Below are 15,853 nucleotides of genomic sequence, written 5' to 3' on the forward strand. Positions count from 1 at the left end.
CTGGGCGATTGCAGTCGTTCGGGTTTGTTGAATGAAAGGAGCACTACGCGTGAGTGATGCAGGAAAAGAGGCGCTGACGATCCGTCGCGCCAGCGTGGCCGATGCGCCTGCGGTGCTGGGCTTGTTCGATGAGGTGATTGCGTGGTTCGTGGCCATCGGCAATCCGCAGCAGTGGGGTACCGAGCCGTGGTCGTCCATTCCGCGCCGTATCACCCAGGTGACCGATGCCTGCGCACTGCCCGGTGCGTGGGTGGCGGAAACCGCGCAGGGCGAGGTGCGTGCGTTCCTGGCGTTGGGCGAGGCCATACCGTATGTGCCTGCGGCGACCGAACCCGAGCTGTACGTGCGCGTGCTGATTGCTTCACGCGATGCGCGGGTGCGTGGTATCGGCCGTCGCCTGATGGCGTTCGCCGACGAGCAGGCATGCGCGGCGGGATTGGATTACTTGCGCGTGGATTGCTATGGCGGTGGCAATGGCGAGCTGGTGCGCTTCTACGAATCGTGCGGTTACGAACGGCTGTCGACCTTCAACGTGGATGGCTGGCCGGGACAGGTGTTGGGTCGTCGTCTGTGAACTGACGGCGTCTCAGTTCTCTGCGTCCTGCAGCGCCGCATGCAGTTTGTCGGTGATCTGCTGCAGCGCGGCCAGGTCATCGGCTGAGAGGTGGTCGAGGAAATTCCGGCGCACGCTGGTGACATGGACCGGCCGTGCTGCGCCAAGCTGGGTGCGGCCTTCTGCGGTCATGCGGATCACCACGACGTTGTCGCTGTCGGTGTCGCGCTCGATCAGCCCACGGCCGGCCATGCGGGTGAGCTGGTGCGAGAGCCGCGTCTTGTCCCATTCCAGGTAGTCCAGCAGTTCGCGCTGGCGGCGACAACGGTCCTTGGCCTTGCTCAGTTCCATCAGCACGACGAAGTCGGCACTGGAGAGCCCGGTGCTGCGGGTGATGTCGTGGACGATGCGGCCGGAGGTGATCTCGGCCATGCGCCGGAAGCCGCGCCAGGCGGCCCACTCGTCGGGGGTGATGGTGGGTGCGGTCATGAGTTCACGTTGCCTGTGTACGGTTGACGTGTCAACCATAACATTCTACGGTTGATATGTCAACCACTCCATGGGCTGCCTCATGCCGCACCCTCCACGTATCGCCATCATCGGCGGAGGCCCTGCCGGCCTGACCGCCGCCCTCATCCTGCATCGCGGCGGCCACCGCGTGTGCGTGTACGAGGGCGAGTCGTCGGGGCAGCAGCGCACCCAGGGCGGCACGCTGGATCTGCACGAGGATTCCGGCCAGGTGGCGCTGCAGCGCGCCGGTCTGCTGGAGGCGTTCCGCGCGGTGGCACGCCACGAGGGACAGGAACAGCGGACGGGCGATCCGTGGACCGGAGAGATTGTCGCCGGCGGATTCGGGCCGGAGGGAAGCATGGACAAGCCGGAGATCGACCGCGGCGACCTGCGCCAACTGCTGCTGGATGCGCTGCCGGCCGATACGGTGCAGTGGGGCCATTGCCTGACCGAGCTGGTGCTTGCACAGGCAGGCCAACACAGCCTGCGCTTCGCCAATGGTGTGCAGGCCGAGGCGGACATCGTGATCGGTGCCGATGGTGCGTGGTCGAAAGTGCGCGCAGCGCTGAGTGCCTGCCAGCCGTTGCCGACCGGTATTACCTTCTTCGAAGGCTGGATCGCACAGCCTGCGGCGGATATCGCGGCCATGGTGGGGCAGGGCAGCCTGTTCTGCTTTGGCGGCGAGGAGGCGCTGTTCGTGCAGCGCAACAGCGGTGATCGGTTCTGCGTGTATGCGGCGCTGAAGCGGCCTTCTGATTGGCTTGATGCGCAGATCGCGCAGCAAGGCATGCGCGCGCTGGTGACAGGCAGCTATACGGGTTGGGCCCCGAACCTGCGAAGGCTGCTGGACGCGTGCACCGACTTCGTGCGACGGCCGATCTACAGCCTGCCGGCGGATTTCCGTTGGGCACCGCGCAAGGGCGTGACGCTGCTCGGCGATGCTGCCCATCTGATGCCGCCGGTGGGCGTGGGCGTGAACCTGGCGATGCTGGATGCCTCGGATGTGGCGATGGCCCTGTGCACGCAGCCGGATGCAGTGAGTGCCATCCGCCAGGCCGAAGCGGTGGTCTGCGAGCGCGCCAGTGCGCTGATGCCGGACGCCATCGACGGGTTCCAGCGCTGGTTCACTATAGAAGCGACGGCTGACAGCGGTTGAGCCCGCTTGCAACGCGGGGACAGGAAGCACCTGCGTCACTGCGTCGCAGCCTCTCTGCAGGATGCGGTACATCGGTTCAGCGCTAGAGTGGGCATACCCATCCAGGAAGGAGACGCCCATGTACTACAGCAGTGGCAACTACGAGGCCTTCGCACGCCCGCGCAAGCCGGCGGGCGTGGACAACAAGACGGCCTGGTTCGTCGGCTCGGGCCTGGCTTCGCTGGCCGGTGCGGCGTTCCTGGTGCGCGATGGGCGCATGCCCGGCGAGCGCATCACCATCCTGGAGCAGCAGCAGATTGCCGGCGGCGCGCTGGATGGCCTGAAGGTGCCGGAGAAGGGTTTCGTGATCCGCGGCGGCCGCGAGATGGAAGACCATTTCGAGTGCCTGTGGGATCTGTTCCGCTCGATTCCGTCGCTGGAGATCGACGATGCCAGTGTGCTGGACGAGTTCTACTGGCTGAACAAGGACGACCCGAACTATTCGCTGCAGCGTGCCACGATCAATCGGGGCGAGGACGCGCATACCGATGGTCTTTTCACCCTGAGCGAGCAGGCGCAGAAGGACATCATCGCGCTGTTCCTGGCTACCCGGCAGGAGATGGAAAACAAGCGCATCAACGAAGTGCTGGGCCGCGATTTCCTCGACAGCAATTTCTGGTTGTACTGGCGCACGATGTTCGCGTTCGAGGAATGGCACTCGGCGCTGGAGATGAAGCTCTACCTGCATCGCTTCATCCACCATATCGGCGGGCTGCCGGATTTCTCTGCGCTGAAGTTCACCAAGTACAACCAGTACGAATCGCTGGTGCTGCCGCTGGTGAAGTGGCTGCAGAAGCGCGGTGTGCGGTTCCAGTACGGCACCGAGGTGACCGATGTGGACTTCGCGCTGCAGGAAGGGCGCAAGCAGGCCACGCTCATCCACTGGACGCGGGATGGCCAGGCCGGCGGCGTCGATCTGGGCGCGGACGATCTGCTGTTCATGACGATCGGCTCGCTCACCGAGAATTCCGACAACGGCGACCACCACACTGCTGCGCGCTTGAATGAAGGCCCGGCACCGGCGTGGGACCTGTGGCGGCGCATCGCGGCCAAGGATGCGGCGTTCGGACGCCCGGATGTGTTCGGCGCGCATATAGCGGAAACCAAGTGGGAATCGGCGACGGTGACCACATTGGACGCGCGCATTCCGGCGTACATCGAGAAGATTGCCAAGCGCGATCCGTTCAGTGGCAGGGTGGTGACCGGCGGCATCGTGAGCGTGCGCGATTCACGCTGGCTGATGAGCTGGACGGTGAACCGCCAGCCGCATTTCAAGAACCAGCCGAAGGACCAGATCGTGGTGTGGGTGTATTCGCTGTTCGTGGATACGCCGGGCGATTACGTGAACAAGCCGATGCAGGACTGCACGGGCGAGGAGATCACCCGCGAGTGGCTGTATCACCTGGGCGTGCCGGTGGAGGAGATCGACGAGCTGGCGGCGACCGGTGCGAAGACGGTGCCGGTGATGATGCCGTACATCACCGCGTTCTTCATGCCGCGCCAGGCCGGTGACCGCCCGGACGTGGTGCCGGAGGGCGCGGTGAACTTTGCCTTCATCGGCCAGTTTGCCGAATCGAAGCAGCGCGATTGCATCTTCACCACCGAGTATTCGGTGCGCACGCCGATGGAAGCGGTGTATACGCTGCTGGGCATCGAGCGCGGCGTGCCGGAGGTGTTCAATTCCACCTACGACGTGCGCACGCTGCTGGCGGCGACCGGCCGCCTGCGCGATGGCAAGGAACTGGACATTCCGGGACCGGCGTTCCTGCGCAACCTGCTGATGAACAAGCTGGACAAGACCCAGATCGGCGGGCTGCTGCGTGAGTTCAAGCTGGTGCAGGACGACTGAGCGAGCGCGGTGTAGGTAGCGCCGGGCCATGCCCGGCGGCTTCTTTCGGCACCGCTTCGCTCGCCGGGCATGGCCCGGCGCTACCGCCTGCACTTACACACCGCCGTCGGTGGAACGGCTGAGACTTTCCCAGGTATCGATGCGCTCTGCCATCGCAGCCAGCTTGCCGCGTACCAGTTGCAGGGCATCGCTGCCCAACAGCAGGTGCGTGGGTGGGTTGGGGGTGTCGATCACCTGCAGCATGGCCTGCGCGGCCTTGATCGGGTCGCCCAGCTGATGGCCGCTCTTTTCCTCGCGTGCGCGGCGGATCGGGTTGAACAGCGCGTCGTAGTCGCCGATGCTGCGCGAGGCCCGCACCATCGAACGACCGGCCCAATCGGTGCGGAACGAACCCGGCGCGATAGCGGTCACGTGGATGCCGAACGGCGCGACTTCCTTGCCCAGCACTTCGCTGATGCCTTCCAGCGCGAACTTGCTGCCGCAGTACCAGGCGATGCCGGGCAGGGTGATGAAGCCGCCCATGGAGGTGATGTTGAGGATGTGGCCGCGACGGCGCGCGCGCATGTGCGGCAGCACGGCCTTGATCAGCGCGGCAGGACCGAACACATTCACTTCGAACTGATGGCGCAGTTCGTCCAGCGTGGATTCTTCGAGGATGCCTTCGTGGCCGTAGCCGGCGTTGTTGACCAGCACGTCGATGGCGCCGATGTCGGCTTCGACGCTGGCCACCAATGCATCGATGGCGGCGGCGTCGGTGACGTCCAGCAGGCGGCCGAAGGCGTGACCCGGCGCGAGGGCTTCGAAATCCTGACGGGCGGTTTCGCTGCGCACGGTGCCGACCACACGATGGCCGGCCAGCAGGGCCTGCTGGGCCAGGGCGCGACCGAAGCCGCTGCTGACGCCGGTGACGAGGAGGAGGCGGGATACGGTCATGGCTGAGGGCTCGTGGCTGGGGTCTTGCACGTTAGTGGTTGAGCGCGGGGCGGCCCAGGCCTAAGCTTCGGTCGTTCTTGCCTATTCCTATGGGGCACCCGATGCAATTGACCGATGATCCGCTGCAGCATCCCGCACAGGCGCGCATGGTCGGCCTGTTGCAGGCGCTGGCCGTGGACGAGGGCTACACGCTGACGGCAGTGCCCGGTGTGCGGCTGCTGCGCTCGAACCGGCCACTGGCGCGCACGCCGGTGCTGTACGACCCGGGCATCGTGATCGTCTGCCAAGGCGTGAAGCGCGGCTATCTGGGCGGGCAGGTCTACCAGTACGACGCGCAGCACTACCTGGCGGTGTCGGTGCCGGTGCCCTTCACGATGGAGACCGAGGCCACGGCGGAGGCGCCGCTGCTGGCGATCTACCTGCATCTGGACCTGCAACTGGCGGCGGATCTGCTGATTGAACTGGGCGAGCGCGCCGCCGGCACTGAAGTGCCGGCACAGAGCATGATGTCCAGCCCGATGCAGGGCGCGATGCAGGCCACGGTGCTGCGCTTGCTGGAAGCGCTGGCTGATCCGTTGGAGGCAGACGTGCTGGGCGCCTCGCTGGTGCGCGAGCTGTATTTCAGGGTGCTGACCGGCGCACAGGGCGGGGCGATGCGCGAGGCGCTGGCCATGCGTGGGCGCTTCGGCCGCATCAGCAAGGTGCTGCGGCATATCCATGCGGCCTATTCGACGGCGCTGGATGTTGACGCGCTGGCGGCGCAGGCGGAGATGAGCGTGGCCACGTTCCATGATCACTTCCGTAGCATTACCGGCACCTCGCCGATGCAGTACGTGAAGTCCACGCGGCTGCACCAGGCGCGGCTGCTGATGTTGCGGCAGGGCATGACGGCCGAGGCAGCATCGTCGGCGGTGGGGTACGCCAGCCCGTCGCAGTTCAACCGGGAGTTCAAGCGCTTGTTCGGGTTGCCGCCGGCGGCCGAGGTGGCGCGCATGCGGCGAAGTTTTGCGTTGCCGCCGGCGCCGGCCGATGCGGTGTATGTGTCTTCGCATTGATTGCGGCATTCGCCGGGCATGGCCTGGCGCTACCAGGGAAGCCCGTGTCAGGTAGCGCCGGGCCATGCCCGGCGAACGAGGCGGTTGACAGGATGTCTACCTACTAGTAGGTTTGCACCCATGAAAGAGACACTCTCCCCCAAGGCCCACGAGATCCTGGCCCAGGCCCGTTCGCTGCTGGAGGCCGGTGGCTACAACGGTTTCAGCTATGCCGATGTGTCCGCGCGGGTGAAAATCAGCAAGGCCAGCATCCACCACCATTTCCCCAGCAAGGCCGACTTGGTGCGCACGGTCGTGGAGTTGTACCGCGCCGAAGCCCGCGAGGGCCTGGCGCTGCTGGACCGGCAGCTGGGCGACCCGTTGCAGGAGCTCAATGCGTACGTGGACTACTGGTCGACCTGCATTGCCGGTGGCACGGCGTCGTTCTGCATCTGCGCGATGCTGGCTGCCGAGATACCGATGATTCCGCTGGAAGTTGCCGACGAAGTGCGCGGGCACTTCGAGGATCTGACCAGCTGGCTGACCGTGACGCTGGAGAAGGGTGTAGCCAGCGGCCAGCTGCGCCTGCAGGGCACGCCTGCCGAAGAGGCCAAGGCCTTCATGGCGTCGGTGCATGGCGCGATGCTGGCGGCGCGCGGTTTTGGTGATGCAGCGACGTTCGCGGCGCTGGCACGGTTGTCGATTGCCCGGGTGAGCGCGGCGGTCTGAGTGATTCCCGGAAGGCCTGCGCGAAGCGGGTCTTCTTTTTGTCCATCGAATCTACCTACTAGTAGGTTCATAACTCCAACTGAGGTTGCCATGAGTCATCCGCTTTCTCCCTTGGGCGTCGTACACACCGCGATCAGCCTGATTCCCATCGTCGCCGGCGTTTACGGATTCATCCGCCATCGCGCTATTGATCCGGCTACGCGCGCCGGCAAGCTCTACCTGCTGGGATTGGTGCTGTCGGTGGTGACGTCGTTCACCGTCTCCAGCACCGGGGGCCTCAATCCGGGCCATGCGTTTGGTGTGGTGATCCTGCTGATTGCATTCGGTGGCGTGCTGGCGGCGCGGCTGCGGTTCCTTGGTCGGTTGGCGCCCTATCTGTCGGCATTCGCGCTGTCTTTCAGCTTCCTGCTGTCGCTGGTGCCGGGCGTGAATGAAACGCTGACGCGACTGCCGGTGGCGCATCCGATTGCGGCCGCGCCGCTGGCGCCGGTGATCCTGCAGACGCTGCTGGGGTGTGCGGCGGTGTTTGCGATCGGCTTCGTGGCGCAGTGCTGGCGGATACATGCGCGCAACACACGCGCAGGCGGCTGACGCTGCGCGGGACCGTACGGGTGATCAGTCTGCCAGCGGTGCTGGTGCGTGTTCGCCGTAAGTGGCGTTGGCGCTGCCGCAGGTCGCGTACGCCGCCGCGGCGGCAGGCAGGCCGGTGGCTTTGACGCCACGCCGCGAATCGCCCGCGAGCACTTCCACGTAGCGCTCTGCTGCCAGCGTGTCGTCGGGCAGAACGTAAAGCAGCACGCGCTGCAGGGTGGATTGGCCGTCCAATGGCTGTGGCTGGCGGAATGCAGGAACCTGCACGCGCGCGCTGTGCCATTCCTGCGGTGCGGCGGCAGTCTGCCAGCGAACCCGCAACGGCTGCTCGAGATTCAACAGCGCGACACCGGTGGTGTGGTTGGACGCCGTGCACGCAGCGGGGGGCGCAGCAATGGGCAAGATGGCGTCGTCGCCGATGTCCAGCGTCGCGCCGTTGATTTCCAGGCGCACGATCGGCGCGGCGCCGTAGTTGTGCGTCCTGAACTGCACCAGCCCTTCCACGCGGCTGCGCTCGAGCTCGTATTCGGTAGCGCCGGCCAGACGCGCCAGCGCGGGGGCAACCTCGACGTGGTCGGTATAGTGGTAGTAGAGGTGGACGATGTCTGGCCCCCCCGATGTGCCCCACACGGGGGTGAGCGCTGTGGTATCCGGATAGGACTGGCGATGCAGTGGCAGGCGGGTGCCGGTGCCCCCGGGCGGGGCGCCGTAATGGTAGTGCTTGATGCCTGGTTTCAGTCGTGCGTTGTCGTAGGGGAAGGCGCTGTCTGCATCGGACTGTGCGTTCGGGTAGCGGTGGAAGGCAACGAAGCGCTCGGGACTATCGCCTTGCATCGGCAGGTCGGGCCCGGCACCGGAGTAGGTGGAGGCATAGGGTGAGGTGTCCAGCCACAGTGCATTGCCACTGAGGTTGATGTGCGTTTCTGCGATGGCTGCGCGTGAGCCGCCGGTGGTGGTGTCCACGGTACTGTGCAGCGCGTGCCCCAGCGGAACGATGAGCAGGGCGAGGACAGTGGGCAGGAACATCAGGGCATGCACGCCGCCCGGCACGTGTCCGCGCTCGCGCACCATGTAACGGATCCAGGCCAGCAGGAGCACCAGCAGCAGCGGCACGCCAACCCACAGCGCGAGGGTGACCAACGCCACTACGCCCCAGCCGGGATTCGGGGTGCAGACTGCGATCAGGCCGAGCGCTGCGAGGAAACTGGCCAGTACCAGCGAAACGCCGATACCGAAGCGGTAGTTCCTGTACGGGGTAGCAGTCATCACCGTTCCATCGGCAGGCCGGGGCGTGCCTGCATCTTGCCGGGCGGATGGCTGCGTGGAAAGACCGGGCGGCTGTCAGCAGCCCACCAGCCGGTCGGCGCTGATGCCACTGCGATGCTGGTTGCGGTATTCGATGGGGCTGGCGTCGACCATGCCGCGGAAGTGCCGACGGAACGATTCCTGCGAACCAAAGCCCGCCTGTTCGGCCACCCATTGCAGTGGCCTGTCGGTGGTTTCCAGCAGTTCGCGCGCGTAGGCCACGCGCTCGCGGATGAGCCAGTCGATGGGCGACAGGCCGGTGGCTTCGAGGAACTGGCGCTGCAGGGTGCGCTGGCTCAGCGCGGCCTGTTCGGCGAGGCTGCCCAGCGAATGCGGTTCGCGCAGATTGCGCCGCATCCATTCCATCAGTTTCGCCAGCCGCGTGGGCTCGCCCAGCGGGATCGCGCGGCTGACGCGCTGGCTGCGTTCGGCATCGCGCCACGGCGCCAGCACCAGCCGCTCCGCTACGAGGTTGGCCACGCGTGCACCGTAATCCTTGCGCACCATGTGCAGCATCATGTCCATGCCGGTGGCCGACCCGGCCGAGGTGATGATGCTGCCGGCGTCCACATACAGCACGTCGTCGCGTACGTGGATGCGCGGGAACTCGCGGGCCAGTGTTTCGGTGAGCCGCCAGTGGGTGGTGGCCTGGCGGCCATCGAGCAGGCCGGCCCAGGCGAGCACGAACGCGCCGGAGCAGATGGAGGTGATGCGGGCGCCGCGCGCATGGGCGCGGGTGAGGGCATCGAGCAGGGCCTGCGGTGGGCGCTCGCTGGGTTCGCGCCAGCCGGGAATGACGATGATGTCGGCGTCGTCGACCGCACTCAGATCGTAGGGCAGCTGTACCTGTGCGCTGCCGAGCATGCGCAGCGCACCGGGCTCGCCAGCGCAGAGCTGGGTGCGGTACCAGGCCACGCCCAGTTCGGGGCGGATGGGTGCGAACAGGCCGACCGCGCAGCCGAATTCGAACAGGCCCTGGCCGTGGCAGGCCACGATGGCGACGGTGGGCGCGTTCGGTTCGGCAGGCAGGGTGGGCATGGCTTGATGCTACCGATGCAGGCACGTGCCGCTGAGTGGCGCGCGGGCATGAGGTGATGCCAGTGGGGTATATGGAGCGATCGCTCCCTTCTTGTAGAGCCGAGCCCACGCTCGGCTCAATACCGGAAGGGGGGGATGCATTCTGTCGCGGTCGCGAAGAGCAGCCGAGCGTGGGCTCGGCTCTACAGACAGTAGTGCACCGGCGCGGCCGCCTAACCTCATTACCAGCGGTCATGTGGCTGGCGCGATGTGACGGTCACATGACGCGATATCCGCTGTTGCGCGTTGGGCGCGGGCCCTTGAATGGAGGTGTGTCTCCGGCCCACCCCCACGAGCCCCCATGCCTGCTGCCCATATTCCTGCGCTGTCCACGCTCTCCCTTCTGATTGCGGCCGCCCTGGCCGCTGCCCCGGCGTATGCGGCTGATGCCGATGCGCCGTCGGCGACCACGGCCACTTCTGCGAACCTTGCCGCGTCCACGCTGGATGCGGTGGTGGTGACCGGCTCGCGTACCAGTACGCGCACGGTGAAGAACAGCTCGACGCCGATCGACGTGATTTCCGCCGAGGACCTGGCGGCTACCGGCCAGGCCAATCTGCTTGAAGCCCTGCAGCGCAGCCTGCCGTCGCTCAGCCAGATCGGCGGTTACCAGAGCGACCAGGAAAGCCTGATCCGCGGCTACCAACTGCGCAACCTGTCGCCGGGTTACACGCTGGTGCTGGTGAACGGCAAGCGCCGCAACGCCAGTGCGTACGTCAGTGGCGCCAACGGCGGTGGCTATCCGGGCCACGCCTGGGCCGATCTGGCGCTGATTCCGGTATCGGCCATCGACCACGTAGAGGTGCTGCGTGATGGCGCATCGGCCATCTACGGTTCGGACGCGATCACCGGGGTGATCAACGTGATCCTGAAATCGCAGGCGCACGGTGGCGATGTGTCGGTGGAGAGCGGGCAGAGCACCGATGGCGACGGCAGCCGCACCAGCGTGCGCGCCAACATCGGCCTGCCCTGGGGCGAGGATGGCTTCATCAACCTGTCCGGCGAGAGCACGCGCCAGCACCATGCAATCCGCACGCGACGCTACATCGACGGCTACCTGAGCTATCCGGCGGTGGACGGCAACGGCAACCTGGTGGCGCTGCGGCCGAACAACCGGCTGCCGGCCGGGGCGTCGCCGAACCCGGCCGAGGCCGGACGCGATGCCGAGGCCAACATCATCCTCAGCTCGCCGTCGTATGCGTTGAAGGCCTTCGCGGTGAACGTGGGCCATGGGCTGGGCGAGAACGCGCAGTTCTACGCCAATGCGACGGCCAGCGACCGTACCGCGCAGGCGATCCAGAATTTCCGGCTGCCGGCGACGATCTTCACCACCTACCGGGCGCCGGGCGTGCTGAACGTGTTTCCCGACGGCTTCCTGCCGGTGCTGGAAACCAAGGAGAAGCAGTACACCGGCACGGCCGGGGTGAAGGGCCAGGTTGCGGGCTGGGACTACGACGTCAGCCTGACCGGCAACCGCAACACGGTGCGTACCTACACCCGCAATTCGGTGAACTATTCGCTGCCATATCCCGGCTCGCCCACCGACTTCTACGACGGCAAGCTGGACTACCAGCAGGGCATCGCCAACCTCGACCTGCGCCGTGGCTTCGAGGTAGCCGCCTTCGCATCGCCGCTGGAAGTAAGTGCGGGTGCCGAGTACCAGCACGAGCAGTACGAACGCGGGGCAGGGCAGTGGGAGTCCTACACCGGCTTCGGTGCCGCTGCGTTCGTGGGCTATTCGACCGCCGATGCGGTGAAGGCCACCCGCAACAGCAAGGCGGTATACGCAGGTGCGGCGACCAACATCACCTCGCGCTGGTACCTGGATGCGGCCGCGCGCTGGGAAGACCATTCCGACTTCGGCACGGTGTCCACCGGTCGGTTGACCACGCGCTTCGACTTCACCGATGCACTGGGCGTGCGTGCCACGGTCAGCAACGGCTTCCACGCGCCGAGCCTGGGGGCGCAGTTCTACCAGGCTACCGGCAGCTGCCCGTGCGGTACCACGCTGGTGGCGCAGGTCGCTTCGCCGGCAGCGGTGGCGCTGGGCGCCACGCCGCTGAAGCCGGAGAAAGCCACCAACTACAGCATCGGTGTGACCTGGGACCCGAGCCCGGCCTTCCATCTGGCGGTGGATGCGTACCAGATCGACATTCGCGGCCAACTCGGCCAGTCCAGCCAGATCGGCTACAACGCGCAGGACCCGGCGCGGGTGACCGACAACAGCGGCACCGTGCTGACCGCCGCGCAGAAAAATACGATTGATGCGCTGCTGGGTACGGCTGGCATCAGCATCCTGCCCGGTGATGCGTTCTACGCCAGCTATTTCACCAACGTGGGCGACACCCGCACGCGCGGTGTGGAGCTGACCCTGGAAGCGAACCAGGAAACACAGTGGGGCAAGCTGCGCTGGACCTACGCGGCCAACGTGGGCCGCACCACCATCCAGAAGGTGAGCGCGATTCCGCAGGCGCTGCAGGGGCTGCCGAACATCAACCTGCTGACCAAGTCGAGCGAGTACGCACTGCGCTTCCGCACGCCGTCGCACACGCAGGTGGCGGGGCTGGGCTGGCAGAACGGGCGCTGGCGCTCGAACGTGGACTTCACCTACTACGGCCCGATCAAGCGCCTGAACAACGGCGTGGAGTACAAGCAGCCGCCGGTGCTGGTGACCAACCTGTCCGGTGGGGTGGAGCTGGGCGAGGGCTGGAGCGCGGCGCTGGGCATCAACAACGTGTTCGACAAGCGCACCCGCAAGGTGCCCGCGTACGCACGCAGCGCCACCGATGTGGCCAGCATCGAGACCACCTGGGACAGCGGTGATGTGCTGAGCAACGTCGGGACGTTCTGGTACGGGCGCGTCAATTACCGGTTCTGAGGTTCATGCCACACGCAGCCGAGCGTGGCTCGGCGCTACATGGGAGCGTTTCATGTCATCTGCATTGAATGTGGTTGCGTTGATTGGTTCGCCGACGGCATCGGCCAACTCGCGCACGTTGCTGCTGGTGCGGCATCTGCTGGAAGAACTGCGCGAGCGGATCAACATCAGCCTGGAGCTGGTTGAGCTGGCGCCGATCGCGCGCTCGCTGGGGCAGGCGCTGCAGCGTAGTGAAGTGGAGCCGCAGGTGGAGCGCGCGCTGGCCACGATTGAATCGGCGCAGCTGCTGGTAGCGGCCACGCCGGTATATCGCGGGTCCTATCCGGGCCTGTTCAAGCACCTGATCGACTTCATCGAACTGGACGCGCTGGTGGATACGCCGGTGCTGCTGGCCGCGACCGGTGGCAGTGAGCGCCACGCGCTGGTGATCGACCATCAGCTGCGGCCGCTTTTCAGCTTCCTGCAGGCGCATACGTTGCCGATCGGGGTGTATGCCACGCCGGCCGACTTCGACGGCGACCGCATCAACAGCGCTGCACTGCAGGCGCGCATCCAGCTGGCGGCCGAGCGTGCAGCGGGACACGTGGCGCCTCGGGCGGCGGCGCTGCCGGCGCCGCTGCGCAGGATCGCCTAGGACGTGGCGGTGCAGCTACGGCACCTGGCGTTCCTCACGCCCGGAAGCTATCTACCGGAACAACCCCGCGCGGGCCTGGACGCGACGCTGGCCTTGATCGCGTTTGCCGAACAGCTGGGCTATGACGGCGCGTGGGTGCGCCACCGCCACCTGGAACCGGGCATCAGCTCGGCAGCAGTGTTCCTGGCAGCGGCCAGCCAGCACACCACCCGCATCGAGCTGGGCAGTGCGGTGATCCAGCTGGGCTATGAAACACCTTTCCGCCTGGCCGAGGATCTGTCGTTGCTGGATGCGCTGGCCGGTGGCCGGCTGCAGGTGGGCGTCAGTACCGGCGCGCCGCCACACGGGGAACTGGTTGGGCCACTGCTGTACGACAGCGACCCTGCGCACATCGACTTTTCCCATGGCCGGGTGGCGCGGTTGCTGGAAGCGCTGCGGGGTGAGCCGTTGGGTGCCGCCGATGCCGAGGTTGGCAATGCTGCCACGCGCTATCGTCCGCGACTGCAGCCGCATGCACCGGGGCTGGTGGACCGGGTCTGGTATGGCGCTGGCTCTCTGCAGTCGGCGCGTTCGGCGGGTGAGCAGGGGCTGCATCTGCTGCTGGGCAACGTCAACCGCGCCGAGCTGAGTGATGACTTCTTCGTCGCCCAGCTACAGCACCTGCAGGCCTATCGCGCGGCATTGCCGTTGGGCAGCCCGCGCCGCGTGGCGGTGGGGCGTGTGCTGGTGCCCACCGATGGTGTGGATGCGGCCACGCGCCGGCGGATCGACGTCTTCAGTGCGCAGCGGCATGCGCGCACCCTGGCGCCGCAAGGGCCACGCCGCACCATGTTCGCGCCCGACGTGGTCGGCAGCACGGCACAGATCATCGCGCGGTTGCAGGCCGATCCGCTGCTGCAGCAGGTGGACGAGCTTCGCGTGGAGCTGCCCTATGAGCTGCCCGAGCAGGACTACCGGCGCATCCTCACCACGGTGATCGAGGACATCGCGCCGGCGCTGGGTTGGCGCGCGCCCGCGCAAGCGGCGTGACGTTACCAGCGTCCATAACGGCCAGCAGTCTGCTTATTGCCAACCTGCATCTGCATGGCCGGATCCGACCGTGGATTGTCGAGTTCTGGCGCTGGCATGCAGCCTTCCTTCTCTAGCATCGATATCGAAGCGGCAGTGCATTGCCGGCCCCTACGAGGACGATTCCGTGGCTGTAGACGCAACCCACAAACCCATCCTGTTCCTGCTGGACCGCGAGTTCGAGGACGGCCAGTTGCCCGGACAACGCTTCTTCTGCCGGCACAGCCTGCTGCTGGAAGGTGCGCTGTCGAGCATCGACGGCCTCGACGCGCAACTGGATGTGCGCCGCATCGGTTTCAGCCGGCCGCGCCGCGAGGTGATCGCCGAGATCGGCGAGCAGGACCAGTCGCTGCCGAAGCTGGTGCTGCCGCAGGGTGTGGTCAATGAACACGCCAGTGGTGAGTACCAGCAGCGCCAGTACATCTCCGGTGCCGAACCGATCCTGGCGGCACTGAACGGCCTGCTGGGCATTCCCGTGGCCCATCCCTGAGCGAGGACGTGACGATGAGCTACCTCACCAGCGTGTTGGACAAGAGCCCAGTGGCCGACGGCAGCACGCCGGAACAGGCGTTGCGCAACAGCCTGCAACTGGCACAGCGTGCCGAGCAGCTGGGCTATCACCGTTACTGGTTTGCCGAGCACCACGCGGCGCCGACGCTGGCCAGCCCGGCACCGGAAGTGCTGGCGGCGTGGGTGCTGGCGCAGACCCGGCGCATCCGCATCGGCAGTGGCGGGGTGATGCTGCGCCACTACGCACCGTACAAGGTGGCCGAGAACTTCAATCTGCTGGCGGCACTGGCGCCGGGGCGCGTGGATCTGGGCGTGGGCAAGGCACCGGGCGGTCTGCCGGCATCGACTGCCGCATTGGCCGCCGGTCGCCCGGCATTCGCCGATTTCGACCAGCAGCTGCGCGACCTGGAAGGCTATCTGTCCGATGCGCAGGCTGATGCGCAGGCGCGGCCGATTCCACAGACGTCGCCGGAGCGCTTCCTGCTTGGTGCTAGCCCGCAGAGCGCGCGGCAGGCTGCGGAACTGGGCTGGCGCTTCGTGTATGCCGCGCATTTCGACGGTGACCCGAAGCACATCGAGGCCGCCTTCGAGGCGTATCGCACGGTGTCCGCGCACGCCCCGTTGCTGGCAACGGTGGCCTTCGCCGCGCCCACCAGCGAGGCCGCTGCGCGCCATATCGGCGCGCTGCGGGTCTACAAGCTGCACCTGGGCCCCGGACAGACGGTGAACCTGCCCAGCCCCGAGGCCGCTGCCGAGTACGCACGGCAGGTGGGTGTCACTGATTTCCGCGTCGAAGAAACACGCCCCAGCGTGCTCTCTGGCGACGCGCAGCACGTACGCAGCGAGCTGGATGCGCTGCATCGACGCTTCGGCGTGGGTGAATTCATCCTCGACGCGCCGGTGGCCGACCTCGACGCACGCCTGACGTCCCTTGAACTGCTGTCGCCCGCACCCCGCGCGGCGGTGGCCTGACTGCTGGAGCGACCC

15 protein-coding genes are annotated in these 15,853 nt (G+C 66.6%); 11 read left to right on the top strand and 4 right to left on the bottom strand.

Annotated elements, in window-relative coordinates; all coding sequences use genetic code 11:
- Nucleotides 1-49 precede the first annotated feature (49 nt).
- Nucleotides 50-574: a GNAT family N-acetyltransferase gene (locus QP457_RS09415; RefSeq protein WP_205405657.1), complete on the top strand. Its 525-nt coding sequence runs from the start codon at nt 50-52 to the stop codon at nt 572-574.
- A gap of 12 nt (nt 575-586) precedes the next feature.
- Here QP457_RS09415 and QP457_RS09420 read toward each other — a convergent pair whose 3' ends face one another.
- Nucleotides 587-1,042: a MarR family winged helix-turn-helix transcriptional regulator gene (locus QP457_RS09420; RefSeq protein ID WP_205405656.1), complete on the bottom strand. Its 456-nt coding sequence runs from the start codon at nt 1,040-1,042 to the stop codon at nt 587-589.
- Nucleotides 1,043-1,124: 82 nt separating this feature from the next.
- On the opposite strand from QP457_RS09420, the gene QP457_RS09425 reads away from it, so the two are divergent.
- Both QP457_RS09425 and QP457_RS09430 read left to right on the top strand, forming a co-directional pair.
- Nucleotides 1,125-2,219 carry an NAD(P)/FAD-dependent oxidoreductase gene (locus QP457_RS09425; protein WP_205405655.1) on the top strand — a complete coding sequence of 365 codons (1,095 nt, stop codon included), beginning with the start codon at nt 1,125-1,127 and terminating at the stop codon, nt 2,217-2,219.
- 118 nt (nt 2,220-2,337) lie between these two features.
- Nucleotides 2,338-4,107 (top strand): oleate hydratase, encoded by a 1,770-nt coding sequence (locus QP457_RS09430; protein ID WP_205405654.1) that lies wholly within the window; start codon nt 2,338-2,340, stop codon nt 4,105-4,107.
- Between the two features lie 93 nt (nt 4,108-4,200).
- Here the strand turns inward: QP457_RS09430 and QP457_RS09435 are convergent, their stop codons facing one another.
- Nucleotides 4,201-5,040: an oxidoreductase gene (locus QP457_RS09435; RefSeq protein WP_205405653.1), complete on the bottom strand. Its 840-nt coding sequence runs from the start codon at nt 5,038-5,040 to the stop codon at nt 4,201-4,203.
- Between the two features lie 101 nt (nt 5,041-5,141).
- On the opposite strand from QP457_RS09435, the gene QP457_RS09440 reads away from it, so the two are divergent.
- From QP457_RS09440 to QP457_RS09450, 3 genes are all read left to right on the top strand, one after another.
- Nucleotides 5,142-6,095: an AraC family transcriptional regulator gene (locus QP457_RS09440; RefSeq protein ID WP_205405652.1), complete on the top strand. Its 954-nt coding sequence runs from the start codon at nt 5,142-5,144 to the stop codon at nt 6,093-6,095.
- A gap of 120 nt (nt 6,096-6,215) precedes the next feature.
- Nucleotides 6,216-6,803 carry a TetR/AcrR family transcriptional regulator gene (locus tag QP457_RS09445; RefSeq protein WP_205405651.1) on the top strand — a complete coding sequence of 196 codons (588 nt, stop codon included), beginning with the start codon at nt 6,216-6,218 and terminating at the stop codon, nt 6,801-6,803.
- Between the two features lie 90 nt (nt 6,804-6,893).
- Entirely contained in the window at nt 6,894-7,394 is a 501-nt protein-coding gene (locus QP457_RS09450; protein WP_205405650.1) for a hypothetical protein, read from the top strand.
- Between the two features lie 24 nt (nt 7,395-7,418).
- Here the strand turns inward: QP457_RS09450 and QP457_RS09455 are convergent, their stop codons facing one another.
- Both QP457_RS09455 and ftrA read right to left on the bottom strand, forming a co-directional pair.
- Complete coding sequence (locus QP457_RS09455; RefSeq protein WP_205405649.1) at nt 7,419-8,660, bottom strand: hypothetical protein; 1,242 nt, start codon at nt 8,658-8,660, stop codon at nt 7,419-7,421.
- 75 nt (nt 8,661-8,735) lie between these two features.
- Nucleotides 8,736-9,737: a transcriptional regulator FtrA gene (ftrA, locus tag QP457_RS09460; protein WP_100552342.1), complete on the bottom strand. Its 1,002-nt coding sequence runs from the start codon at nt 9,735-9,737 to the stop codon at nt 8,736-8,738.
- A gap of 340 nt (nt 9,738-10,077) precedes the next feature.
- Here ftrA and QP457_RS09465 point away from each other — a divergent pair, with 340 nt between their 5' ends.
- The 5 genes from QP457_RS09465 (at nt 10,078) to QP457_RS09485 (ending at nt 15,838) form a co-directional block, all read left to right on the top strand.
- Complete coding sequence (locus tag QP457_RS09465; protein ID WP_205405648.1) at nt 10,078-12,654, top strand: TonB-dependent receptor; 2,577 nt, start codon at nt 10,078-10,080, stop codon at nt 12,652-12,654.
- A gap of 52 nt (nt 12,655-12,706) precedes the next feature.
- Complete coding sequence (msuE, locus tag QP457_RS09470) at nt 12,707-13,288, top strand: FMN reductase (RefSeq protein WP_205405647.1); 582 nt, start codon at nt 12,707-12,709, stop codon at nt 13,286-13,288.
- A gap of 9 nt (nt 13,289-13,297) precedes the next feature.
- Entirely contained in the window at nt 13,298-14,317 is a 1,020-nt protein-coding gene (locus tag QP457_RS09475) for an LLM class flavin-dependent oxidoreductase (RefSeq protein WP_286041521.1), read from the top strand.
- Between the two features lie 166 nt (nt 14,318-14,483).
- The gene (locus tag QP457_RS09480; protein WP_089240600.1) at nt 14,484-14,846 is read left to right on the top strand and encodes a DUF3088 family protein; all 363 of its coding nucleotides are present in this window, start codon (nt 14,484-14,486) and stop codon (nt 14,844-14,846) included.
- Between the two features lie 14 nt (nt 14,847-14,860).
- Entirely contained in the window at nt 14,861-15,838 is a 978-nt protein-coding gene (locus QP457_RS09485; RefSeq protein ID WP_089240602.1) for an LLM class flavin-dependent oxidoreductase, read from the top strand.
- The last annotated feature ends 15 nt before the right edge of the window (nt 15,839-15,853 follow it).

This window comes from Stenotrophomonas sp. As-7 (assembly GCF_030291015.1).
Taxonomy (GTDB): Bacteria; Pseudomonadota; Gammaproteobacteria; order Xanthomonadales; family Xanthomonadaceae; genus Stenotrophomonas; species Stenotrophomonas lactitubi.